This window comes from Streptomyces sp. NPDC001787 (assembly GCF_040297465.1).
Classification (GTDB): Bacteria; Actinomycetota; Actinomycetes; order Streptomycetales; family Streptomycetaceae; genus Streptomyces.
The window spans coordinates 197,907-222,294 of record NZ_JBEOZE010000013.1 but is presented as its reverse complement, the minus strand read 5'-3'; the positions used below and the strand labels follow the sequence as shown (position 1 = coordinate 222,294).

General features: G+C 71.0%; 20 protein-coding genes. 8 read left to right on the top strand and 12 right to left on the bottom strand.

Going from position 1 to position 24,388, the window contains the following annotated elements:
* The first annotated feature begins 78 nt into the window (after nt 1–78).
* The gene (locus ABT170_RS19975) at nt 79–489 is read left to right on the top strand and encodes a heme-degrading domain-containing protein (RefSeq protein ID WP_351869016.1); all 411 of its coding nucleotides are present in this window, start codon (nt 79–81) and stop codon (nt 487–489) included.
* Nucleotides 490–668: 179 nt separating this feature from the next.
* Here ABT170_RS19975 and ABT170_RS19970 read toward each other — a convergent pair whose 3' ends face one another.
* From ABT170_RS19970 to ABT170_RS19945, 6 genes are all read right to left on the bottom strand, one after another.
* Nucleotides 669–1,529, bottom strand: coding sequence for a fumarylacetoacetate hydrolase family protein (locus ABT170_RS19970; protein WP_351869013.1), 861 nt, complete (start codon nt 1,527–1,529; stop codon nt 669–671).
* Nucleotides 1,530–1,701: 172 nt separating this feature from the next.
* A complete protein-coding gene (locus ABT170_RS19965; protein ID WP_329944300.1) occupies nt 1,702–2,472 on the bottom strand; it encodes a YidC/Oxa1 family membrane protein insertase in 771 nt (256 codons plus the stop codon).
* Between the two features lie 99 nt (nt 2,473–2,571).
* Nucleotides 2,572–2,904: a DUF6412 domain-containing protein gene (locus ABT170_RS19960; RefSeq protein ID WP_351869010.1), complete on the bottom strand. Its 333-nt coding sequence runs from the start codon at nt 2,902–2,904 to the stop codon at nt 2,572–2,574.
* A 180-nt stretch (nt 2,905–3,084) separates the two neighbouring features.
* Nucleotides 3,085–4,587: a sodium:solute symporter family protein gene (locus tag ABT170_RS19955; RefSeq protein WP_351869007.1), complete on the bottom strand. Its 1,503-nt coding sequence runs from the start codon at nt 4,585–4,587 to the stop codon at nt 3,085–3,087.
* The gene (locus tag ABT170_RS19950; protein WP_502970541.1) at nt 4,584–4,742 is read right to left on the bottom strand and encodes a DUF3311 domain-containing protein; all 159 of its coding nucleotides are present in this window, start codon (nt 4,740–4,742) and stop codon (nt 4,584–4,586) included. The genes ABT170_RS19955 and ABT170_RS19950 overlap by 4 nt, the downstream gene beginning before the upstream one ends.
* Before the next feature lie 75 nt (nt 4,743–4,817).
* Complete coding sequence (locus tag ABT170_RS19945) at nt 4,818–5,570, bottom strand: class E sortase (protein WP_329944412.1); 753 nt, start codon at nt 5,568–5,570, stop codon at nt 4,818–4,820.
* Between the two features lie 288 nt (nt 5,571–5,858).
* Between ABT170_RS19945 and ABT170_RS19940 the strand changes: the two genes are divergently transcribed.
* Nucleotides 5,859–6,866 carry an SEC-C metal-binding domain-containing protein gene (locus ABT170_RS19940; protein ID WP_329944299.1) on the top strand — a complete coding sequence of 336 codons (1,008 nt, stop codon included), beginning with the start codon at nt 5,859–5,861 and terminating at the stop codon, nt 6,864–6,866.
* Nucleotides 6,867–6,917: 51 nt separating this feature from the next.
* Here ABT170_RS19940 and ABT170_RS19935 read toward each other — a convergent pair whose 3' ends face one another.
* From ABT170_RS19935 to ABT170_RS19925, 3 genes are read right to left on the bottom strand one after another with little or no spacing between them, the layout of a single operon-like run.
* Nucleotides 6,918–8,381 carry an extracellular solute-binding protein gene (locus ABT170_RS19935; protein ID WP_329944298.1) on the bottom strand — a complete coding sequence of 488 codons (1,464 nt, stop codon included), beginning with the start codon at nt 8,379–8,381 and terminating at the stop codon, nt 6,918–6,920.
* A complete protein-coding gene (locus ABT170_RS19930; RefSeq protein WP_351869000.1) occupies nt 8,378–11,314 on the bottom strand; it encodes a substrate-binding domain-containing protein in 2,937 nt (978 codons plus the stop codon). Before ABT170_RS19930 ends, ABT170_RS19935 begins: the two co-directional genes overlap by 4 nt.
* Nucleotides 11,315–11,319: 5 nt before the next feature.
* Nucleotides 11,320–11,826, bottom strand: coding sequence for a hypothetical protein (locus ABT170_RS19925; RefSeq protein WP_351868998.1), 507 nt, complete (start codon nt 11,824–11,826; stop codon nt 11,320–11,322).
* Between the two features lie 283 nt (nt 11,827–12,109).
* Between ABT170_RS19925 and ABT170_RS19920 the strand changes: the two genes are divergently transcribed.
* The 5 genes from ABT170_RS19920 to ABT170_RS19900 all read left to right on the top strand — a co-directional run bounded on the left by ABT170_RS19920 (nt 12,110) and on the right by ABT170_RS19900 (nt 19,358).
* Nucleotides 12,110–13,639: an ATP-binding protein gene (locus ABT170_RS19920; RefSeq protein WP_329944295.1), complete on the top strand. Its 1,530-nt coding sequence runs from the start codon at nt 12,110–12,112 to the stop codon at nt 13,637–13,639.
* 45 nt (nt 13,640–13,684) lie between these two features.
* The gene (locus ABT170_RS19915) at nt 13,685–16,627 is read left to right on the top strand and encodes a Z1 domain-containing protein (RefSeq protein WP_351868995.1); all 2,943 of its coding nucleotides are present in this window, start codon (nt 13,685–13,687) and stop codon (nt 16,625–16,627) included.
* Between the two features lie 13 nt (nt 16,628–16,640).
* Nucleotides 16,641–17,093 carry a very short patch repair endonuclease gene (locus tag ABT170_RS19910; RefSeq protein WP_329944293.1) on the top strand — a complete coding sequence of 151 codons (453 nt, stop codon included), beginning with the start codon at nt 16,641–16,643 and terminating at the stop codon, nt 17,091–17,093.
* Nucleotides 17,090–18,043, top strand: a complete 954-nt coding sequence (locus tag ABT170_RS19905) for a DNA cytosine methyltransferase (protein ID WP_329944292.1) — start codon at nt 17,090–17,092, stop codon at nt 18,041–18,043. Before ABT170_RS19910 ends, ABT170_RS19905 begins: the two co-directional genes overlap by 4 nt.
* Nucleotides 18,044–18,113: 70 nt before the next feature.
* Nucleotides 18,114–19,358, top strand: a complete 1,245-nt coding sequence (locus tag ABT170_RS19900; RefSeq protein ID WP_351868991.1) for a DNA cytosine methyltransferase — start codon at nt 18,114–18,116, stop codon at nt 19,356–19,358.
* Between the two features lie 15 nt (nt 19,359–19,373).
* Here the strand turns inward: ABT170_RS19900 and ABT170_RS19895 are convergent, their stop codons facing one another.
* From ABT170_RS19895 to ABT170_RS19885, 3 genes are read right to left on the bottom strand one after another with little or no spacing between them, the layout of a single operon-like run.
* Nucleotides 19,374–20,261 carry a DUF6339 family protein gene (locus tag ABT170_RS19895; RefSeq protein WP_329944290.1) on the bottom strand — a complete coding sequence of 296 codons (888 nt, stop codon included), beginning with the start codon at nt 20,259–20,261 and terminating at the stop codon, nt 19,374–19,376.
* Nucleotides 20,258–21,250 (bottom strand): hypothetical protein, encoded by a 993-nt coding sequence (locus ABT170_RS19890; RefSeq protein WP_351868988.1) that lies wholly within the window; start codon nt 21,248–21,250, stop codon nt 20,258–20,260. The genes ABT170_RS19895 and ABT170_RS19890 overlap by 4 nt, the downstream gene beginning before the upstream one ends.
* Nucleotides 21,247–23,358, bottom strand: a complete 2,112-nt coding sequence (locus tag ABT170_RS19885; protein WP_351869030.1) for a helix-turn-helix domain-containing protein — start codon at nt 23,356–23,358, stop codon at nt 21,247–21,249. Before ABT170_RS19885 ends, ABT170_RS19890 begins: the two co-directional genes overlap by 4 nt.
* Before the next feature lie 618 nt (nt 23,359–23,976).
* On the opposite strand from ABT170_RS19885, the gene ABT170_RS19880 reads away from it, so the two are divergent.
* Nucleotides 23,977–24,321, top strand: a complete 345-nt coding sequence (locus ABT170_RS19880) for a hypothetical protein (protein WP_329944287.1) — start codon at nt 23,977–23,979, stop codon at nt 24,319–24,321.
* Nucleotides 24,322–24,388 lie beyond the last annotated feature (67 nt).

Sequence of the window (24,388 nt, the reverse complement as noted above, 5' to 3'; positions counted from 1 at the left end):
CGCCCGCATACTGGATGTATTCGGGCGTTTCGACAACGCGGCGAGGTGCCGTAGCTGTCGTCGTGCGCCCGCCAGGAATTGCGGGACAGCCCTTACGCGCTCGGCGGTCTCCTGGTCGCGCTGGCCCGCGAGCGGCACGCCCCGGTCGCGATCGACATCCGGCGCGGCGCCCAGCAGCTCTTCCACGCCGCGCTGCCCGGATCCAGCGCGGACAACGACGCGTGGATCGACCGCAAGCGCCGGGTCGTGGAGCGGTACGGCGAGAGCTCGTACCTGGTCGGCACCCGGTTCCGGGCGAAGGGGACCACGTTCGAGGAGTCCTCGCGGCTGGACCCGGACGTCTATGCCGCGCACGGCGGTTCGTTCCCGATCGCGGTCGAGGGCGCGGGCGTGATCGGGACGGTCACGGTCTCCGGTCTGCCGCAGGCCGAGGACCACGCGCTGGTCACCGAGGCGCTGGAGCGGTTCGTCTCGTCGCTGGGCGCCTGAACGGGCGGGCGGCCGGACGCCCTTCCCGACCGGGAGCGCGGCGGACCGGGAAGGGGACGGACGGCCGGACCGGGAAAGGGGACGGGCGGACCGGACAGGGCGGGCAGCCGGACCGGGAAGGGGGGCGGGCGCCGCGATGTGTCCGCGGCACCCGCCCCCCGCCGTCCGCCACGGGCCGATCAGGCGTCCTTCAGCTCCTGGCGCTGCCGCCCCAGCCCCTCGATCTCCAGCTCGACGACATCGCCCGCCTTCAGATACGGCTTCGGCTCGGGCTGCCCCAGGGCGACCCCGGCCGGCGTACCGGTGTTGATCACATCGCCCGGGTACAGCGTCATGAAGTGGCTGAGGTAGCGGACCACTTCGCCGACCGGGAAGATCTGGTCGGCGGTGGTGCCGTTCTGCTTCAGCTCGCCGTTGACCCAGAGCCGCAGCGCCAGCGCCTGCGGGTCGGGGATCTCGTCGGCCGTCACCAGCCAGGGGCCCAGCGGGTTGAACGTCTCGCAGTTCTTGCCCTTGTCCCAGGTGCCGCCGCGCTCGATCTGGAACTCCCGCTCGGAGACGTCGTGCGCGGTGGCGTAGCCCGCGACATGTCCGAGCGCTTCCTCGGCGGAGTCCAGGTAGCGGGCGGTGCGCCCGATGACCACGGCGAGCTCGACCTCCCAGTCCGTCTTGCGGCTGCCGCGCGGCACCAGCACGGTGTCCTCGGGTCCGACGACGGTGTCCGGTGCCTTGAAGAACAGGATCGGCTCGTCCGGGATCGACGCGCCGGTCTCGGTGGCGTGGTCGTGGTAGTTCAGCCCGATGCACACGATCTTGCCGATCCGGCCGAGCGGCGGACCGACCCGCAGCCCTTCCGCGTCCAGCGCGGGCAGTTCACCGGGCGCGGCGGCGGCCTCCCGGACCCGGGCGAGCGACGCGTCGTCGGCGAACATATCGCCGTCGATGTCCGGAATGATCCCTGAAAGGTCGCGCAGGGTCCCGTCGCGGTCAAGGAGCGCGGGTCGTTCCGCGCCCGCCGTACCGACTCGAAGCAGCTTCAACGGTCCAACTCCCCTTGGTCGAGATCGAGCCCGTCGGTGGGTTGCGGCCAGCGAAAGGCTTGGCCGATCCTCCAAGACATCGGATCACTCCGCAAGACCCTGTTCACACACTGGACCGGCGCGCCCCGTTCGCGCCGGACCGGCGTACCTGCCCGCGCACCCGCCCCGCGCCCTACATCGTGGGGGCCATGGCGGCACCGGCGGCCGGCTGGTCGCGGTAGAGCCAGGCCCGCTCGACGGCGGTCCAGGTGGTGCTGGTGACCACGTACAGGGCGGCGGCGAGCGGGACGACCGCGACGGTGAACAGCGTCGCGAAGGACATCAGCGGCATCAGCTTGGTCATCGCCCCCATGCCGGGCACCGGCTGTCCGTCGGGGCCGGTGGCGGGCGTCATGGGGTTGGCGGCCATCTGGCGCTTCGTCCGCCCGTAGTTGAAGGTGGCGACGGCCGCGACGATCGCGAAGAGCCCCAGGTAGACGAGGCCGGACGCGCCGAAGGCCCCGCCGTCCGAGAGCGCGTCGTGCCAGCGTTCGCCGAGCGGCGCCCCCAGGAGCTGGTGGCCGAGCAGTTCGTTGGGCTCACCGCCGATGTTCCGGCTGGAGAACAGGTGGTACAGCAGGAAGAACGCGGGCATCTGGAGCAGGCTCGGCAGGCAGCCGGAGAGCGGCGACACCTGCTCCTTGGCGTGCAGCTCCATGAGGGCCTTCTGCATCCGCTCGGGGTTCTTGCCGTGCTTCTTGCGCAGTTCGGCGATCTGCGGCTGGAGCTTGGTCCTGGCCTTCTGCCCGCGTGCCGCGGCCCTCGACAGCGGGTGCACGGCCAGCCGTACGAGGGCGGTGAACAGCACGATCGCGGCGGCTGCGGACGCGCCCTGGAAGAGCGGCTGGAGCAGATCGGCGAGCGAGCCGACCAGGCTCGCGAAGGCGGACATGAAAGCGGACATGGGTGAGCCCTCCGGGGGTCTCGTCGTGCCGGGATGAGACGAACTCGGCATGACGGCCCGCGCGGGGTGCGTCCGTTGCGGAAAAGAGGAAGGGAAGCCCTACGCGGCGGCCGTCAGGAGGGCGCGGCCGGGAGCTCGGGGCCTGGTGCGGCCCCTGGCGTCGGGGTCCCGCTGGGGCAGGAACGCGGTGCGTTTCTCCCGGTCCCTGATGGCGGTACGGACCCGGGTGCGGGGCACCGGGGCGGCGCAGCGGGCGCTGATGACGGAGCACGCGAGGAGTGCGGAGCCCGCGGCGGCGGTGGCCGCGAGCGCGACGGCGGCGGAGAGGCTGCCGCCTTCGGCGAGAAGCACCTCGGTGAGGAAGAGGACCAGCAGACCGATGGGCCGGAGCAGCCGCGGGAAGGCGCCGCGCAGACGGTTCGTGTCCCGCATCGGCCCCTCCTCTCGTCGCTCTGCCTGACGTGTCCGGACGCGCGTACGCGTATCCGCTACTCCGTTCGTTATACACGATGGCACCCGTCGCACCGGAGCCTGCGGGTGTCAGGACCGGGCCACGCGGACGTCCGGGCCCGGACCGCGCGGACGTTCACGCCCCCGCCCGTACGGACCGGTTCACGCCGCGACGGTACGGGCCGCCGGTGGCTCCAGCTCGTCCTTCGCCAGCACGTCGTCATCGGGCCGCTCGTCCCGCTCGCGCGGTCCCGCGAACGTCACGGCCAGCGCGACGGCCAGGTTCGCGGCGAGCGCGACCAGCCCGGCGTTCACCCCCCACACCGGATCGTTCCCCGTGAAGACGAGCGCACAGACCGCGGCCACCCCGACGGCCAGCCCGCTGAACGCCCCGGCAAGGGTCAGCCTCCGCCACACCAGCGCCAGCAGCACCATGGGGAGCAGCTGCGCCATCCCCTCGTACGAGATGAGGGAGAGCCGTACGAGGGTGTTCGGCGCCGTGTACGTGAGCAGCAGCGCGAGGCCGCCCGCCACCACCACGACCACCTGCGCGGCGCCCTTCTGCCGCTGCTCCCAGCGCGGCACGAGCGAGAGCACGCTGCGCCCCCACATCGTGCCGATGACCAGCATGAAGACGGCCATGGGAACGATCGAGGACAGCGCGGCGGCGACCCCGATGACCCCGACGGCCCAGGCGGGCAGCGAGTCCACGACCAGCTTGAACAGCGCGAGGTTCGACTCCGCGCCGACCAGCCCCGGCACCACGAACAGCGCGGCCATGCCGAGCAGCATCGGCACGAACAGCAGGATGTTGTACGCGGGCAGATACATCGCGTTGCGGCGCAGGGCGTCGGCGTTCCGCGCCCCCAGGTACCCGGCGACGGTGGTCGGGAAGATGACCACGGTCAGCGAGTTCAGGAACGACGTGCTGATGAACCACGCCTGTCCGAGTCCGCTGCCGCCGTGGCCGGGGAAGGTCAGCCACTCGCTCTTCTCGGTGACGAGCCGGTCGAGGAAGGGCCCGTACCCGTCGAAGTAGTGCAGGGGGACGTAGAGGGCGAGGAAGCCCAGGGTGGCGATGACGAGGACGTCCTTCAGCACGGACACCCACGCGCTGCCGCGCAGTCCGCTGACCACGACGAAGCCGGTGGTGACGGCGAAGGCGACGAAGTACGCCCAGTTCAGGCTGATCGCGCCGTAGGAGATGGTCGAGACGACGACCCCCATGCCGGTGATCTGGAGCTGGATGTACGGCAGCAGGAACACGGTCGCCAGCACCGCGACCAACGCGCCGAGCCACGGCCGCCCGAAGCGGTGCGCCACCATGTCGGTGATCCCGACCAGACCGTGCCGGCGCGCGTACGCCCACAGCATCGGGCCGACGACATAGCCGATGGCGTATCCGCAGGACATGTACGCGACGACGTACAGGACGGGTGCCCCGTAGTTGTAGCCCCAGCCCGCGGCGCCCAGGTAGCTGAAGCTGGTGTAGCCCTCACCGGCCATCAGCACCCAGATGAAGACGGGGCCCAGGCTCCGGCCGCCGACCGACCATTCGGCGAGGCCGCCCGTGCCGCCGCCGCGCCCGCGCATCGCGAGCAGGCCCAGGGCGACGGTCGCGACCATGAAGACGGCGAAGACGGAGGTCGCCACGGCGGCGTTCACCGGTGGTCCCCCCGCCAGGTCAGCCATACCGCCACGGGTGTCAGCAGGGTCGCCCCCAGCAGCCACACGAAGAGGAACGGCAGCCCGAACACCACCGGCTGGACCCGGTTCACGAACGGCAGCGCCCCCAGGTACAGCACATAGGGGACCAGCAGCCACAGCAACTGCGGACGTGTCTTGAGGACTCTGAGCACTCCGGGACCCTATCCCCGGCCCCTTGGCCCCCGTGGCTACCTCGGGCGCATCGCGGTGAGTTTGCCCCACACGATGAGCCGGTAGCGGGAGGTGAACTCGGGCGTGCACGTCGTCAGCGTCAGGTAGTACCCCGGGGTGCTGTATCCGGCCGACGTGCGCACATTGCTGCGCGGCACGGTGGCGATGACCCCGCTGTCCGACGCCGTCGTGCGCGCGAGGCTCTTGTCGACGGTGTACGTGTACACGGCCTCCCGGGTCTCGACGGTGATCCGGTCGCCGCGCCGCAGCCGGTCGATGCGGCGGAACGGTTCGCCGTGGGTGTTGCGGTGTCCGGCGACCGCGAAGTTGCCCGGCCGGCCGGGCTGCGCGGTGCGGGGGTAGTGCCCGACGTATCCCTTGTCGAGGACGCCGCCCTTGCTGATGCCCTGGGCGACCGGGGCGGTGAGGCCGAGGCGCGGGATGCGCAGGACGGCGTACGCCTGGTCCCAGCGCGGGGCGGCGGACGGGGCGGTGCGCGCGGGCCGCCCGTCGCGCGGCTCGTCCGGGGCGGTGCCCGGGGCCGCGTCGGGCGCCGCATCGGGAAGGGTTGCGGCGCCAATGCCGTCCGGGTCCTGCCGCCGGTCCTGCCGCCAGTCGCGCTGCAACGCGCGCACCTCGTGCTCGGCGCCCTCGCGGGCCTGCCGGTTGGTCCACCACAGCTGATGGGCGACGAGGAGCAGCAGCAGGACGCCGAGGGTGACCACCAGCTCGGCCCCGGTCCACAGTCCGCGCACCGCGGCGCCCCGCATCCGCGAGCCGGGCGGCACACCGCCCCGCGGGGGCCATGTCCCGCGCACGCTCGACGAGCGCCGCGGGCCCCAGCGGTTCCGCGGGTTCCACGTCTGCCGCGGGAGTCGCCGCAGCACGGCCGACAGCCGTCCTCGCGCGCTCCCCTGCACCACGACCGGTATCCGCTCCCGCTCCCGCACGGGCCGCACGATAGGGGCAATCCCCGTAACCCACCAGGGTTCTCCCGGTACCCGGCGGGGTTCTCCCCGTCCTCCCTCCCGTTGCCGTACGGCAGTACCGTGTGGTTCATGCGCCCCGACACGCCTGCCGACCACACCACCGAAGCCGAGCGCCTGCTGCGCACCGCGGCGCAGTACCCCGAGGACCGCGAGCCGCTGGTCCTCCAGGCCGCGGCCCATCTGGAACTCGCCGGTGATCGCGCCCGCGCCAGCACCCTCTACGACGAACTCCTCGCCGCCCCCGACGCCACCGTCGACAACCCGCACCTGGTCAAGGCCCTCAAGGCGGCCAACCTCTGGGAGTACGGGCACGAGGCCGAGGCCCGCGCGATCATCGACGGCATCCGCGCCGCGGGCCCGCCGGAGGCGGCACCGTGGGACATCGCCGCCCAGACGCTGGAGGCCCATGACGAGCTGGAGTCGGCCCATGACGTCTTCTCGGCCGCGCTGACCCTGCTGCTGACGCCCGGCGAGGAAGTCCCGTACGCCACCCAGGCCCTGCTGACCGGACGCCATCGCGTCCGCAGGCTGATGGGGGTCGGACACGACCCCTGGGACGAGCTGGCCGACGCCCTGCACACGGCCGCCGTCCCGCTCGACGAACTGCACGACCCGAAGCGGGTGTGGGCGCTCGGCTCCTCCGACCCCGGTGAGCTGAAGGCCGAGATCACCCGGCTCCGCGTGGAACTGGGCACCTACCGCACGGCGCTGTCCCGGCCGTTCCCGGTCGCCGTCCTGCGCTGGACCGCCGAGGAGCTGGGCGAACTGCTCACCGCCTACCCGGGGTTGGCGGCCGAGTACGTCACGCACGAGGCCCATCTGGACCGGCTGGAGGCCGCCCTGCGCGATCTGCACGCGGCGGGCACGCCGAATCTCGGCATCGTCACGGGCACGGTGCCCTCGTACGAGGCGTTCGCCGCGTCGGAGGCCGCGTCCCCGGCCGATCCGGATCTGCTCCCCCAGTACGCCACCACCCTCGCCGCCCGCGGCCGAGCCGTCCCCTGGCCGCCGGCCCGCAGCGCCGCGTGCTGGTGCGGCTCGGGGAACACGTACCGGGAGTGCCACGGGGCCGCGTGACCCCGTGACCCGCCGGGGCCCGGCGAATCCCCGTATTCCCCGATGCCCCGGCTACCGGCCCTCGAAGGCGGCTTCGAGGGCCTTGTCCAGTTCCTCGGCCGCGTCGATGTCGGGGGAACCCTCGGTCAGCAGATCGTGCGCCTTCGACTGGAGCACCTGCGTGAACGCCCCGTAGTACGGGGTGCGTGGCCGCTGCACCGCGGTCTTCAGCGCCTCGCTCAGCGTGCGGGTGAAGGCGGCGCGGGCTGACTCCGTGGGAATCTGCGCGCTGCCCTCGCCCGTCACGGGCGCGCCGGGGGCGCTGCCGGCCGGGCGCAGGGCCGCGGCGACCGCCGGCCAGCAGGGCCGGGACATCGCGGTGGGCTCGTAGGCCGAGGTGCGGGTGGCGGCGAACCCCGCGTCGAGCAGGCAGCGTTCGCTCTCCGGCGAGGTCAGGAACTTGGTCAGCCCGCGGGCGTTCTCCGCTCGCGGGGAGTCCGCGGTGACGGCGAGGTTCTGGCCGCCGAGCACGGCGTGGCCGGGCAGGGCCGTGACCGCGTACTGCCCGGGTTTCAGCAGGCTCTGCAACGCCCCGTAGGCGTACGGCCAGTGGCGCAGGTACGCGACGCGTCCGGCGGCGAAGTCGGCCAGGGTGGCGTTCTCGTCCGAGGAGAGCGCGGCGGGCAGCAGCCGGTCGTTGTCGGCGTGCCGGAGCAGTTCGTTGAGGCCCTTCTTCAGCTCCGCCGGGTCGGACCGGTACGTGCCGTCGTCCCGCACGAGTTCCACGCCGACGGCGGCGAAGGCCTCGATGGTGTTGACGGTCAGCCCCTCGTACTGGCGGAGTTGGGTGGTCCAGCCCGCCTCGCCGCGCTCCCGGTCGAGAGTGCCGTTGTCGAGGGTGGTGATGGAGGCGTAGAGGCTCTCCCAGGTCCAGCTGCTGTTGGGCATCCGGTCCTCGGTGATCCCGCCGTTCTGGAGCAGGTCGCGGCGGTAGTACAGCAGCCCGACATCGCTGTTGAAGGGCCTGGCGTAACTGCTGCCCTCCCAGAGCGTGGTGCTCTGCACCCGGGGGATGAAGTCCGGATCGTCCGCTTCGTCGGCGGGCAGCGCCTGGATGAGACCCGCCTCGGCGAACTCGGGTATCCAGGTGATGTCGAGGTTGACCACGTCGTACGCGGCGCTGCCCGACTGGAGTGCGCCGAGCAGCTGGCTGCGCTGCTGGTCGGCGCCGCCGGGGAGTTCGACGAGCTTGGCCCGGAGGGCGGGATCGTCCTGGTGCTGCCGGTTCCACTCCTCGATGAGCTGCTGCCGTACGCCGCCGGAGCCGGTCACATCGAGACCGCTGGCCACGACGATGGGCCCGGCGGCCGTCGTACCGGGACCCTTCCCGCTCGCGTCCGGGCCGGGCCCTTCACCGCCGGAGCCGCCGGAGCACGCCGGCGCGGCGAGGGCGAACAGCGCGCCGAGCGCGACGAGGCGCAGGCGACGCGTCCGGGGCCACCGGCTCCCTCGGATGTCTCTTCCCGTCGTACTCATTCCGCGTCCCCCGTACCGGTCTTCGCGACCTCGGCCGTCAGCTCCGTCGCGATGCTGTCCGACGGATCCAGGCAGCGCCCCCCAGTGACCTCGGCGAGCCGCTGGTTGAGCCGTCCCGGCGCACAGCCGTCGGGGCGCAGGGAGACCGCGACCACACGGACACGCGCCCCCTGACCCGCCGCCTTCACCACCGCCTCGATGTCCTTCCGCTTCAGCTCCGAGGAGTCCTCGTCGTCGGTGATCAGAACGATCAGCCGGGGATCGGCGCCCGACGAGCCGCTCCGTAGCGTCCTCAGCGCGTCGGTCAGCCCGGTGACGATGTCCGCGTCGGCATTCACCGCCTTCGCCTCCCCGACCGCTTTCTGCGCACCGATCAGCGTGTTCTTCCCGTACCGGACGACGTCCGGGTGATCCGTCTTCTTCTTCGCCTTCTTCTCGGGGGCCAGCGTCCACACCCCGTACTGGTCCAACGCACCGAGCGAACGCAACGACCGGGTCACCAGCTCCTTGGCGCGGCCGGGCCCGGACCAGACCCGTTTGTCCTCCATGGACGTCGAGTTGTCGAGCAGATAGAGGACCCGGCCGGGTCCGAGGGCTTTGCGGTAGTCGCTCAGCGCACCGGCGATCGAGGCCACGGACATGAGGGAGTCCGAATCCGGGATGTCGAGGCTCACCGCCCCGTCGTTGGCGGGAGCACGCAGCGGCGAGGTGGGTCCCGGTGGCGCCTGCTTGCCGTCCTCGACATCCCGGAACCCGTCCCGCACGAAGAGCGCCCGTGCGTCGGGGTCCCCCACCAGCCAGTCGTAGAAGTCCTTCACCGCCCGCTCGCGCGCCTTCGTGTCCCGGTCGGCGTCGGTCCAGGTGACCCGGACGAACGGCAGCTCCAGCACCGGTACGTCGGTGGGGTAGCGGGCCGTACGGTGCTGGAGGGTGTCGCTGGCGCAGGAGGGGCGGGTGCCCTGCACGGAGACCTTGGACGGCAGGTTGAACAGCGCCATGGTCTGTTCGGGGACCAGCACGGCGGCCCGGTTCTCCAGGGTGTTGCGGGACCCGTCGGACAGCGCGCACATCAGGTCGCGCGCCGTGCCGGGCATCGGCCGGAGCCGGTCGGCCATCCCAGCCTCGATGGCCGAAGGCTCCCCGACGGAGGGCTCCCCGGCGGAGACCGAGTCGTACAGCGCGGCCGTGGACAGCAGCGCCCCGTCCGTGCCCTCGGGATCGGGCCGCAGCACCTGCAACGGCTCCTCACCGGCGGGCCGGCCGGTCTTCAGCCCGGCGATGAGCGAGCCGAGCGGGGCACGGGTCCGCGCACCGGCCGCCGAGGGCCCGAGGTCGGGAACGGCGAGCACCATCGGGGTGAAGGCCAGCGGCCCCAGCCCGGCGAGCCTCACCGTCTCCCGCGCGGACCCGCTCTGCCCTTCCCGCACCCGCGCGAGGGTGCTCCCGGCCGCCGGGATCCAGATGTCCGGCTGCGCGCCGAGGTCCCGCTGGGGCCGCAGGCAGTCCCCGGACACGGGGCACGTGGGGAGCGGCGACTGCCACAGGGCGGCGGACCGGAACGCGTCCACCACGTCGGTGGACTTGCCCGCGTAGACACCGATCCCGACGGTCCGGCAGCCCTCCGCGTCCCGGTTCGTATAGGCGTCGGCGGCCTTCTGCACGGTGGGCAGGACATCGGGGTCGACGAGGACCCGCAGCTCCATGGGCGGGGTACAGCCGCCGCGTCCGCCGCCCGGCGGCCAGTCCGGGGCCGCCCAGAGGACCGCTCCGGCACCGACCGCGAGGGCGAGGGTGAGCGCGATGGCCCGTTTCCGGCGGAGGGCCCGCAGACGCTGACGTACCCGATCGAGGGCACCGCCCTGCTCGGCGCGAACGGGCTCGGGCTCGGGCGTGTCCGGCGCGACGGGCGCGGGCTTGGGCGTGTCCGACGCGACGGGCGCGGGCTTGGGCTCACCCGGCTCGGCTGGCGCGGGCTTGGGCTCACCCGGCTCGGCTGGCGCGGGCTCGGGCGTGTCCGGCGCGACGGCCTCCGGTCCGGGCTCACCCGACTCGGCGGTCCCGTGCTCTGGCTCACCCGGACCGTCGGCCTCGGGCGGCACGGGCGGTGGTAGATGGGGTGGAGGCGGGAGGACACAGTTCACCCGCCGGCTCGCCGGTGTCAGGGCGAGCAGGACGTCATCGCCGTGCCGCCGTTCCTCGGGAACCCACCGGTGACCGTCGACGGCTTTGAAGGGCGCCATCGCCTCCCGTATCTCGGGGACGATCCGGGTGAAGCTGACCGGTTCGTCGGCCGCGGTCCGCCCGGTCAGCAGCCCGTGAAGGGCGACGGTGAAATCGGTGCCGATGCCCTCGGCACCGGGCGGGATCTCCACGCCCGGCTCCGCCGCCATGAGCACGGCGAAGTTCTGCCGGACCTCCGGCGTGAACTCGTTCAGCGCGTTGCCCGCGAAGCAGCAGTCGAGGATCGCGACGACCCAGTCGGCCTTCGCCTTCCGCAGCTCGGCCATCACGCCGTTCCGCCAGGACAGGGCGTCCACGAACGGGTGCAGCGGGTCCTGGGTGACGCGCGAGGAGGTGAACAGCAGATGCAGATCGCTGCCGTCGCTGCGAACGATCCCGTGGCCGGCGAAGTAGACGACGAGCAGCCCGTCCACCTCGTCACGGGCGGCCCGCAGCGCGGCGTGCGCCTGGAACGGATCCACCGGCCGCGCCGCCCCCGGACTCCCCTCCCTCTCGGCGGGGTCGGGGAGGATGACGAGATCCGACTCGTCGAGCACGCCGGATGTCACGTGGGTGAGCGCCTCGGCCATGAGCCGGAGGCTCTGCGTCACCGCGGGCAGGTCGATCTCGTGGTCGTACGAGTCCACGCCGATGAGCACCGCGCGGTGCCGCTTGCCGCGGTTCCCCGCGCCGCGTGTGTTGTACGGCGACACGACGGCTATACCCCCTCGGGCCGTTCACCACCGTGCCCGTGCTCCCCCGCGCCGGGGTCCGGATCGTCGTCGGGAGCCGGTGGGTCGTCCGTGTCCCGGTTGAGCGCGGGGTCGTCCTCGAAGCCGTCCGCCACGAGGCTGACGCGGGGATCCTCCTCGCTGTTGGCGAGCCGGCGCCGGTTGCGGTGCCAGGTCGTCACCGAGTTCCACGCGATGTCGGCCAGCGGCCGGGCGGCCTCGGCGGCCACGATGAGCAGGATGTCCTGGACCAGTTCGCCGCTCATGGACTCGCTCTGGGCGAGCGAGTCCCCCCGCTCCACCTCCAGCCCGGCCCACCCCCGCGCCTCCGTCAGCGCGGGCGCGTTCTCCAGCCAGGCGCAGAGCGCGGCCAGATCCTCCCTGCGCCGGTGCGTACCGCTCACCGTGATCCGTAGCGCGACGGTCCCGCCCCGCTCCCCACCCCCCGTGACCTGCCCGTCGCCCCGCCCACCGGCGTTCCCGCTGTCAGTCATCCGCCCGCCCCCATCGGCACCGTTGCCGCCCGCCCTGCCGGACTCCACCGAACAAGCCATTATTTCACGGGAGTTGACACAAGGCACTGCTTTGTTCCGCACAACGGCGAGGGAGCCGCGCCGACACCCCCTCTCACTCAAGGTTCACTTCCGGCCACGCCCCGTGGAACGAGTGGTGAGGATTCACGGATGTCCGACCTTTGCCATACGATCACAATTCAACAATCGTCTTGGGGCCGCGCCTCCCCGTCGGGCCCCGTTCCGTGTGCGCGAGGAAGTCTTCATGCCGCCCTACCAGCCGTCCGCGGACTGGCAGTACGAGATCCCGACGACCGGCAGCAAGCGGCTCCCGCCCGCCGCCCGTTACGTCGAGTCGCTGACCCACCAGGGATACGGCTTCGAGGCGGCCATCGCCGACCTGGTCGACAACTCCATAGACGCGGGCGCCCGCAGTGTCGTGATCAGCTTCCTCCGCGACGAGGACCGGCTCGTCAGCCTGCTCGTGGTGGACGACGGCACCGGCATGAACGACGAGGCGCTCGACACCGCGATGACGGTCGGCGGTCGGCAGGAGTACGGGAAGAGCGCGCTCGGCCACTTCGGCGCCGGTCTCAAGGCCGCGTCCCTCTCGCACGCCGACTCGCTCACCGTGATCAGCCGCACCAAGCGCAGCCCGTCGGCGGGGCGCCGCTGGCTGACCGCCCGCGCCCAGGCCGACTTCACGTGCGACATCGTCGACCCCGGCTACTGCCAGGACCTCGTCGACCGGTACGACGGCCTGATCGAGTGGCACGGCACGATCGTCCGCTGGGACCGGGTCCGCGCGTTCGAGACCGTCACCGCGGGCCAGGCCGACCGCTTCCTCAACGACGCGATCGAGAAGCTGGAGACCCACCTCGGGCTCTATCTCCACCGCTTCCTCGCCCGCGAGGACTTCAACGTCGACATCGTCGTCGAGGACGTGACGACGAAGGAGGAGCTGGACCACCGAGGGGTCGAGCCGATCGACCCGTTCGGCTACCGCCTCCCCGGCCGGCCCGGCTACCCGCGTACGTTCACCGCCCCGGTCGAGGGCGTCGGCGACGTGGAGCTGGCCGCCCACATCTGGCCGCCGAAGTCCCCGCTGGTCAGCTACCGGGGCATCGGCCCGCTCGCCGAACGCCAGGGCTTCTACATCTACCGCAACGACCGGCTCGTCCAGGCGGGCGGCTGGAACAGCACCCGCAGCGCCGAGGGACACCTCGCCCTGGCCCGTATCGCCGTCGACCTGCCGTCCGGGCCGAACGACGTCTTCAGCCTCACCGTCAAGAAGGACGGGGTGACGGTCACTCCCGCCTTCGCCCGCGGTCTCGAAAAGGCCGTGGACGGCACGGGGCACAGCTTCGCCACGTATCTCCAGGAGGCGGAGACGACGTACCGGGAAGCGGCGCGGCGGGCCACCGAGCCGCAGCGCAAGGCGGTCATCCCGCCCGGCAAGGGCCTGGACCCCCGGCTGAAGCGCACCCTGCGCGACGAGCTGCCCGAGCTGGAGGGCGAGGACCCGATCACCTTCCGCTGGGACGCGCTGCCCTCGGACGTGTTCTTCGAACTCGACCGCGAGGAGCGGGAGATCAGGCTCAACAAGGAGTACCGGCAGGTCTTCAACGGCGGGCGGCGCGGCGGCCTGAACGACGCCCCGGTGGTGAAGAGCATGCTCTATCTGATGGTCAACGAGATCTTCCAGAAGGAACGGGTCCGGGCCGTCCACACCGACAACGTCGCCCTGTGGAACAGCGTCCTGGTGACGGCCGCGCGCTGCGAACTCGCGCGCTGACCGGCCGCGTCCGGACGTACCCACCCGAGGAAGCGTGAGCACACCATGACCGACCACCTGTTCAACCTCCACGGCGATGTCCTGGGCGCGATGCGCCGGGGTCCCAAGCACTTCGCCAAGCTGGCCTTCGCCCTCGCGGAGGCCGACGAACCCGCCGACACCGGACTGAGCCACTTCGCGGACCGCGTCATCGGCGCGGGCCCCGGCGACGAACTCACCGCCCTGTGGCACCGCACCCTGACCGGCTGGGACCTGGCGGAGCGGGCCGAGTGGTCGTCCGCCCCGCCCCGTACCGACGAGCGCCGCGCCGACACGTACACCCGCCTGGGCTTCGGCGCCGACCTGCGCAAGGCGCTCGACGGGGCGGTCCCGGTCTTCAAGGAGCCCGGCCCGACCGTCATCAGCACGACGCCGACCGCCTGGTACTCCCGCGACACCGCTGCCGCCCGCTCCTTCTACTGGGACGCGTACGAGCGGCTGCTGCGCCGCAAGGGCTGGTCGGACGCGGCGGTCTCCAGTCTGGACGAGGCGAGCCACGCCGTGGTCGAGCGCCTCGCCGACCCCACGCGCACCGAGGCGTACGGGGCCCGCGGCCTGGTCGTCGGCTACGTCCAATCGGGCAAGACCGCCAACTTCACCGGCGTCACGGCGAAGGCCATCGACACGGGCTACCGCCTGGTCATCGTCCTCGGCGGCACGCTGAACCTCCTCCGCGGCCAGACCCAGCGCCGGCTCGACATGGAGCTGATCGGCCAGGAGAACATCCTGCGCGGCGCCGACCCCACGGACCTGGACGCGCTGATCGGCGTCGACTACCAGGACGACGAGGACTGGCCGGCGAAATTCGTCAGTCACGGCGGACGCCCGTCCACACGGGGCGCGTTCGACATCGAACGCCTCACCACGCGCGACGACGACTACCAGAGTCTGGCCACCGGGATCCGGGCCCTGGAGATCGACAAGCAGGACCGCACACAGCCGCTGTACGCGCCGGACAACCTGCACCGGGCGGCAGCCCGCGTGATGGTCGTCAAGAAGAACAAGTCCGTACTGGGCAAGCTCATCACGGACCTGAAGAAGATCGGCCCGATGATCCTCTCCGAGATCCCGGCGCTGATCATCGACGACGAGTCCGACCAGGCCTCGGTGAACACGACGGACCCGAAGAAGTGGGAGGAGGGCAAGGTCGCCCGTACGGCCATCAACAGCCAGATCTCCCAGCTGCTCGGCCTCCTGCCCCGGGCCCAGTACGTCGGTTACACGGCCACCCCGTTCGCCAACGTCTTCGTCGACCCCGGTGACGGCGAGGACATCTTCCCGCGCGACTTCCTGATCTCGCTGCCGCGCCCGACCGGCTACATGGGCGTGCAGGACTTCCACGACCTGGACCGGACCGACGAGTCCGCCACCGGAGGCGCCGAGGAGTCCCACATCCGGGGCATCCACGACGACGCCCGGGGCGACCGCCTCCAGGAGGCCCTGGACGCCTTCCTCCTCACCGGGGCCCTGAAGCTGTACCGCGCGGCCCGGGGCGTCCCGGACGGCCCGTTCCGCCACCACACGATGCTGGTCCACGAGTCCGTCCGCATGGCCGAGCACAAGATCCTCGCCGATCGCATCAGGACGCTGTGGGAGAAGGCGTCCTACACCGGCCAGGAGGGCCACGACCGCCTCGCCGCCCTCCTCGTCTCCGACTTCCGGCGCTTCGCCGACGAGGGGCTGCCCACGCCCACGTCGTACGAGGACCTGAAGCCGCACGTCTTCCGCGCCCGCCAGCTGATCAACTCCGGCGGCACCCCGGTGCTCGTCGTCAACGGCGACTCCGAACGCGACTACGCCCAGCCGGACCTGGACTTCGACCGCACCCCGAACGTATGGAAGATCCTGGTCGGCGGCACGAAGCTCTCCCGGGGCTTCACGGTCGAGGGCCTGACGGTGACGTACTACCGCCGCAAGACCCAGCAGGCCGACACCCTGATGCAGATGGGCCGCTGGTTCGGCTTCCGCCCCGGCTACCGCGACCTGGTCCGCCTCTACATCGGCCGCGAGGAGCCGATGGGCAGAACGAAGACGGTCGACCTGTACGAGGCCTTCGAGGCGATCTGCCGCGACGAGGAGACGTTCCGCGCCCAGCTCACCCGCTACGCCACCCTGATCGACGGCAAACCCCAGGTCACCCCGGCCCAGATCCCGCCCCTGGTCTCCCAGCACCTCTCCTGGATCAAACCGTCCGCCCGCAACAAGATGTTCAACGCGGAGCTGGTGGAGATCCGCTCCCCCGGCGAATGGGTCGAGCCGACCGCCTACCCGACGGACACCGCCGACCTGCGGCACAACGCGCAGGTGTGGCGACCGGTCCTGGACACGCTCGACCCCACCCCCGTCACCCTGACCCACGGTGGCCGTGACAGCTACGAGGCGCTGCTCGGCACGCTCGACCACGAGTCCCTGATCAGGGTCCTGTGCGATCTGCGGTGGTCCGCGCCCGCACAGTTCTCTCCGCACCTGGAAGCCCTGCTCACCGCGGGCGAGCACGGCCCGGGAATCGACGACTGGCTGGTGATCGCTCCGCAGCAGATGTCCTCCCGCCGTGTCGCCGCCACGGTCCTCGGCTCCCGCCCGCTCTCCCTCGCCCACCGCAGGAGGCGCCGGGGCGACCTCTTCGGCGCCATCAGTGAACCGAAGCACCGCGGGGCCGCGCTGCGGATCGCCCGCGCGAGGGACACGGAGAAGGGGACGGGGAACGGGATCGTGGAATCGCTCGTACGCGAGCGACGCGGCGTACTCGTCCTGTATCCCGTGGTGGAGGACCGGGCACCCCGTATCTCCGCCGCCGGAGCGATCGACCCCGAGCACCTCGTCATGGCCTTCTCCCTGGTTCCGCCGAGGTCGTCGACCGGCCCGCAGCAGAGCCTGGTGCGCTTCCGGACCATCGACTCCACCAGGAGAGATTCGGCGATCATCGAACGCGGGACGGACGGAACGTAGGAGACTGGTGGTGATGAGCACGGCGAAACCTTCGTCCCCCGGCGTCTCCGCCCGCATGAGCCGCCAGGCGAGCCGCGACACCGCGCCCGAGGTGGCGGTGCGAAAGCTGCTGCACGCGGAGGGGTACCGCTTCCGGGTCAACGTGCGCGTGCCGGACATGCCGCGGCGGACCATCGACATCGCGTTCACCCGGGCCAAGGTGGCCGTGATGATCGACGGTTGCTTCTGGCACGGCTGCCCCGTGCACGCGACGCAACCGAAGTCGAACGCCCAGTGGTGGCGGGACAAGCTCGACCGGAACATGGCGCGGGACCTGGAGACGACCGAGCACCTGGCATCGGCGGGCTGGACCGTACTGCGGTTCTGGGAGCACGAACCTCCGGCCGGTGCCGCCGAGAAGGTGGCGGCGGCCGTCGAGCGGGAGCGACAGGCACGGCAGAAACGACACAAGGGTGGGGACCTATGAGCAAACTGCGGTTCGTCGATGTGTGCGCGGGCGCGGGCGGATTGGCGCTGGGGCTGGAGGGGGCGGGCTTCGACCCCGTCCTGCTTCTGGACCGGAAGCCGGTGGCCTGCGAGACGCTTCGCCGGAACCGGCCCGGGTGGAACGTCCTGGAGATGGATCTGCTGGACTTCGTTCCGGACGAGCATCCGCGGACCTACGACGTCGATCTGTTGTCGGCCGGGCTGCCGCGCGTGAAGTCCAGCGCGACCGCGGCCAGGGTGGAGACGGAGGAGGAACTGCGCCTGCTGGAGGCGGCGGTGCTGCTCGCACACTCCGTCCAACCGAGGGCACTGCTCATCGAGAACGTGCCCGGACTGGTCGACTCCCCGTCCTTCGAGGGCGTCCGGGAGTTCATCCGCAAGGAGCTGGAACACCTCGGGTACCGGTTCCGCTGGTTCGTCCTGAACGCGGCCGACTTCGGCGTGCCGCAGGACCGCAAGCAGGGCGTGCTCGTCGCGCTGAAGGAGCGGTACTTCGACGCGTTCCGCCCGCCGGCGCCCACGGTCGACAGTCATGTCCCGGTCGGCAGCGCGCTGCACCGCTCCATGGCCGCTCGTGGTTGGCCCGGTGCGGACGCGTGGGCGGCACAGGCGCTGAGTGTCGCGCCCACCCTGGTGGGCGGCTCGGACAACCGGGGAGGCGCGGACCTGGGGCTCACGGGGACCAAGAAGGCCTGGGAGCGCATGGGGGTCAACGGTGGGGCGCTGGCCGACGAGGTCCCCGGACCGGACGACTCCCCCTCAGGGTTGATCAAACTCACGGTCGAGCAGGCCGCGCTTCTCCAGTCGTTCCCCCGGGAATGGTCGTTCGCCGGGAAGAAGACCGCGCGCTACCGCCAGATCGGCCACGCCTCACCCCCGCCCGTCGGAACGGCACTCGGCCGGGCCGTCGCGGCGGCCCTGGACGCGTGATCCCGAGCGGGTCGACCGACCCCGAAGCGCTGGACGGAGAGAGGTTGAACGCCGGCTACACTTTCACACCATGACCCGCCCAGCACACCCCTCACTTCCGCCTGCGAAATTCGGGATCGTCGATCTCTTCGCCGGGCCCGGCGGTCTCGACATCGCCGCCACGATCATGGCGGGCGAGGGTGTGGCGAGCATCGGCGTCGAGTGGGACGACGCCACGCGCCGGACACGTGACGCGGCCGGTCTGCTGACCACCGAGGTCAAGGACGTCGCCGCGCTGGGCCCGTGCGACCCGTCGGTCGTCGAGGCGACGGTGCTCACCGGCGGGCCGCCCTGCCAGTCCTTCTCCGTCGCGGGCAACCGGAAGGGGCACAAGGCGCTGGACGACGTGGAGCGTCTGGCCACGCGGTTGGCCGACCACGAGGACATCGATTCGTTCGACAAGGCGTGGGAAGAGGTCAAGGCCGAGACCGACCTCATGTCGGACGAGCGCACCGGATTCGTGCTCCAGCCCCTGCGCTGGATCATGGAGGCCAAGCTCAGGCGCGGTCGACCGTACGACGTGGTCGTCCTGGAACAGGTACCCACCGTTCTGCCGGTGTGGAAGCACTACGTCAAGATCCTCAAGCGGACCGGATACGCGGCCGACGCCCACATCCTGCACTCCGAGGATTTCGGTGTCCCCCAGGCCCGTCGACGGGCCGTGCTGATCGCGCAGTACGACCCCGGGAACGAGCGGCGTGAGGTGCGCTTCCCGAAGGCGACGCATCAGAGGTACGTGAAGGGCGCCGAAAGGCTGACGACGGCGGGCGACCAGGAGGACGATTCCCTCTTCTCGACCCTGCCGGACGGTGAGGAGGAGGACGCGCCCATCGAGCCCTGGGTGTCCATGGGGGACGCGCTCGAAGCGACCCGTCCCGAGGACTTCGTCATGGTCTCCAACTACGGCTCCGGCGGCGACCCCAAGAACCGAGGACGCCGCACCTCCGACGAGCCCGCGCCGACGATCACCGGCAAGGTACGACGCAACCGGCTCTACCTGCTCAAGGGCGAGGCGGGCGCGAAGGAGGTCGGTGAGGAACTGGAACGGCTGTCGTTCGAAGAGGCCGGGCTCCTCCAGTCCTTCCCCGCCGCGTACCCCTGGCGGTCCACCGATGTGGCCCAGCAGATCGGCAACGCCATCCCGCCCCGTCTCTCCCTCCACATCCTGAGCATGGCTCTCCTGCGCGAGAAGCCGAGGAAGGAGTGGTACGACGAGCTCAAGGACTGGAAGCCGCAGACCCCGTCCCCGGTCGAGGACGGGGCCGAGGACGCCTGAGGCCCCGGCCCGCCCTCACGCCGCGTCGGCGGTGCCCCTTCCGCGTACGGGGGCCTCGGCGAAGAGGCTCGCGAACAGGTCGGCCAGCGCGACCACGGACGCCTCGGGCGTCTTCTCCTCGGGGGGACCCTCCGGAAGCGTCCGGCGCGGCACGGCGGCCGACCACTCCGCCGCCTCGATCCAGCCCCGCAGAGGCCGGCCGTCCCGCTCGATGTCCGGAGCGATGACGTCGTACATGAGCGTGGCCGCCGAAGCGTTGATCACCGCCGCCAACGCGTTGATCTCCCGGCCGGTCCTCACCGTGCCGCGATCGATCAGGCGCACCATCGCCTGCGCCGTGGGTCGGTGGTCGATCGCGTCGAGCCTCAGGACGGTGTTGAGCATGTCCTGGTGCGCGCACACGGTCTCGACCGGGGCGTAGTCGGGGCCGTCGCGGAACAGTTCGGCCGCCCACCACAGCCGGGCGAACGCCTGTGTGTACGCCGGTCCGCTGAACCGTGCGGCGGTGGCCCTCGGCAGCTCGTCCTTCTTCGGCTCGGAAGTGTGACGCCAGACGACGTAGTCGGGGGCCACACCCAGCGCCAGGTAGTTCCAGAACCGCCGGTCGGCGGCCTCGCGTCGGCTGAGTCTCAGCGTCGCGTGCAACCGAGGGGCCAGCCAGGCGTCGGCAGCCGTCGGCTTCCCGTCACCGAAGGCGTGCATGGCGTCGTCGACCAGACCACGGACCGGCCCCAGCTCGGCACGGCTCGCCTCCGCGTACGGCAGAGGTTCGGTGACCTTGTTGAGCCCGATGGAGGGGACGTTCTCCTTACCGGTGAGCAGTCCTTCACCGATGTACCGCGCGGCGTTGAGGTCCGCGAGCAGGGCCAGACGTTCGGGCAGGTGGCTCGGCTTCTCGGTCATGCGTCGGTCCCCCGGTGGATGCTTTCGAGGCCACGAATGGTGGCGGTCAGGGCCTTGGGCACTTCCGCCCTGCGCGTCGCCGCGTAGTGGATGCGGGGTTGGAGGTCGGTCCAGCCGGCCGTTCCGGTGCGTCGCCGGTGGACCTCCCGCAGGGATTCCTCCAGGGAGCGGTCGGGCACGACGTCGGGCAGCATCTCGCGGAGCACCTCACCGCGCCAGTCGCGCGGGAAGAGCGGCGTTCCGTCCTCCTCGATCTCCAGGTCGCCGATGGCGGTGTGGAAGACGGCTGTCCACACATCCGTGCACATCTGGGCGATCAGAAGATCGCGGACGAGGTTGTCGACCGAGGTGCCGTTGCCACCGACAAGTTCGGTGATGCCTTCGAAATCGGTGTTCACGTGGACGGCCGGGAGGTCGCCGGACGTGTCGACGATCCACGGCACCTCACGGAAGCCGCGCAGCCATTCCGGCCCTTCGCGGAATCCGACCTCATGGACTTCGAGTTCCCGCTCACGAAGGGGCGCATCGGCCTTCAGGTCGATGATCCAGTCCCTGTCCGAGGTCGCGATCTCCCGTCCCGGCACGCCGTCGACAGTGGCGACCACATGGACAGACATCGTGGCCCGGTCCAGATGGTCCTCACGCCACAGATCCAGATGGCCCGCCCATTGGCGGCCCCCTTCGGCCCCGGGCCTCAGGGACGCCGTGATCCTCGTGTTGGTCGCGCCCTCGCTCAGCACGACGACGACCGCCACGTCCGACCAGGGGCCGTCGGGCTCGGTCGCCCTGCCGGGCACGGTGGCGGAGAGCTTCAGCCGGGCGCTCTCCCAGTCGTCCCGCCCGGCCGCTCCCGGCGCGACCACCTGGTCGACGGTCGAGAACGCGTTGGTGTCCAGCGGTTCCCGGATCTCGCCCGGCCCCCGCAGTTCGACGGCCTCGACCCGGAGCGACACGACACCGGGAAGTCGCTTGTACGGATAGACCTTCATGCCTGGACCCCCTTGTCGGTGCGCAGCTCCACGACGAGTCCGCTGAACACGGCCCGTACCGGATGGGTGGATACGTCGGTGGTTCCCCGGAAGGTCGCACCGCGCGCGCCGGGCGCGATGTGGATCGCCCCGTCCACCACCTCGCAGTTGTGCACGGCGACGAGTTCGGACCAGCCCAGAACCGGTCGCGGCCCGGAGCGCACTTCCAGCTTGGCGACCGGGACGGGACGCCAGGAGTCTCCTCCGAGAGGAACCTTGATCTCCCCCGTGACGCACCACGCGCCGTCGTCGTCGATCCGGGCGTCGAGCTCCTCCAGGGTCGGCGGACCGGCCGCCGACACGGGCCGGGCGACCTTACGGCCTCCCACGGCGAGCCGTTTGCGCAGCCGCTCCGAGCCGCCCTTGCGCTTCTTGGCGGGAAGCGCGACCAGATCGCGCACCGCTCTGTTCGTCTCGGTGGTGAGCGTGGCGATGCGCCGGTACGCGGACGGCGAGTAGAGCATCCGCAGCTCTTCCGTCTGTCCCCATTTGTCGTGCTCGGGCGGTTCCGCGGCTCGGAGGAACGCCTCCGCCTCGTCCGCGAAGGGCGCGTCCTCACCCGCCGCCCTGCCCGCGAGCAGCACGGCCTGGAAGGGATTCGTCCCTACCGGCAGGTTGGGCACCCACCCGATCCTGACCGTCATGCGGTTGCCCCGCATGGTCGTCACCCGGTTCGACTTCCCGTCGTCGCCGTCCTCGGCCGCGGTCACCAGGACGACGGCCCGGTGCTCCCCGTCGCTCCGTCCCGCCCGCCCCGGCACCACCAGGGGCACGGTGGTCATGGCCACCTGTCCGGACTCCGTCAACCGCTCCACGGTCGTGCCGTCAAGGAACGCCTGCAGTGCGCGGGTGCGGGAAGGTTGGGTGTCCTGAGGATCGACCCGCGTCTCCGCGATGATCTCCTCGCCGTTGCGGAGCGTCCGGACGGAGGCCTCCAGCAACGGTCGCCCGGTCGCTCCACCGGTCATGGCCGCCCAGAAGTTCCGGCCGAGTGCCTCCCGCAGACGATGGTGCATCCGATGCACGCTGTCGCTGTCCTCGACGTCGCCGCTCTCCGTCTCCTCGGCGAGGCTCGCCACGTCGTGGGCCCCGACGATCAGGAACGACGTGCCGGGCTCGGAGCTCTCCCTGGAGAGATGGAGCCGCTCGGCTCCGCCCTCGTCGGCCCACCACGAGCGGGCGACGTTCACATCGTCGGCGTCGGGATCCGGCCGACCGAACCAGGCCGGACCTGCCCAGGGCGTTCCGCCCACCTCGCGCCAGGGCAGATCGAGTCGGCCGATGAGCCGCCGTTCGGTCCGTCCCTCGTGCGGTTCCGACAGCGTGGAGTTCATGAGCACCAGGCCGAGTCGGCTCGTCGCCCAGAGCGTCGCCTTGCCCAGACCGTACGAGCCACCGGCGGCGCTCATGGACTTGTGGCTGTCGAGCTGACGACGGACGACCGCGGCGAAGCGGCCGGTCTCGTAGTCGTCGCCGGTCAGACCGGAGGCGTTGTAGTCGTCGATGCGCAGGAGTACCAGCCGGTCGCGCTCGTACATGTCGCGCAGCCCGGCGGCGATCGTCCGGCCGACCTTCTGGTCCTGCGCGGAAGCCGCCTCGTAGTGCGGAAGGAGGTCGTCCCAGCGAATCTCCTCCTTGAACCGGGCCAAGGACTCTCCGGTCAGTTCGTGCAGCGTGTAGCGCACCCGGACGGGCTGGGCTGGGTCCAGGCGTTCGTCCAGACTGTTCTGGGTGGCCTCGCGGGCCAGCACTCCGACATCGGCCCGGAACGCGAAGGCCGCCGCGTTGCCGAACTCGCGTCCCCCGTCCGCGTATCCGGGGCGGTGGTACCAGGAGACCGGCAGGCCGGCCAGGGTGTCGGTGGTCCGGGTGTGGATGGTCCCCAGATCCGTCCCCAACGCCTCGGCGATCTTGGCGATCGTCTCCTCGCGGGGAGTCGCCCGCCCGGTGATCCAGGCCGAGACGGCCGCCCGGGTCAGGCCGATCTCCTGAGCGAGATCGGCCTGGCTCATCTTCGACTGCTTCAGCTGTCGTGCGAGCCAGGGACCGAAGTCCATGCCGGTGTCCATCGTCACCACTCCTCAGCTCCTGCACTGCCCATGGAGTCCACCGTACACGCATATTTGACAGCGACACGCGGGCGACAATCCTGATTGACATCCTCCGTGGGCCCGAGGAAGGTTCTCACCGTCACATCGTTCAAATGCCCCAATGCGTCACGGGATCGAATAATGCGAGGAATGCCCCCGCATGCCGTTTTGCATCTATTGCCCGAAATTCACTGAACCCGGCCTGCGACAACCGTGCGACGAACACCCTTGCGGAGTACGGGAATAGCCCTGTAGAGTCGAAGTGGGCGAGGCCTTGTCGGCCCCGATCGGCACCCGAATTCGGGGGCCTTCCTTTGCGTACCCGGACACCAAAATCATGCCCGATACGCAATTTCGGCCGAATCTTCAAAAACCCTTGCTCGATTCGGTGGAACGGAGTTTGATTCACGCACCGGTCGCCAAGACGGCGGCAACACCCCTCGACCGTCCGGAAGTTCCATAACCCCGATTCCATCGTTCCGCAGAATTCACGCCTCTCTCCTCTCGTGTGTATTCAGCCTCTCTGCACGTGCGCCATCTTCGACACCGCCCGATTCGATCACGTACACAGAACACGAGAGCAGAGGTACAACAGCCATGCCCAACGAATTCCGCATCCTCGACCAGTACGACGCGTTCGAGGACCCGCACCTCAAGTCCGAGTTTCTCGATACCATCGGCACGACGCGTGCCCATATCGAGTATCTTCGGCGCCTCCGCGACGCCCAGGCCGCCCGCAATGCGGCGAAGGCCGCCGAGGAGTCGGAGTCGAACGAGTCTTCGACGTACGAGCACCGGCGGGAGCCCCGTCCTCGCTGTCGCCGCGCACCCCGCCGCTCCCGGGTGACCGTCAACCACCCGCCGAACCGGGGCGGCACCCGGCGCATGCCCCCGCGTCGTCGGCGGCGCGTCGTCCTCGTGATTGTCATCGAACTGGACTGACCGGCCCCCCGGCCCAATACCCGCGTCTATCGTTCATCCGGCGGACGGCCGTACCCCCGCAGCGGCC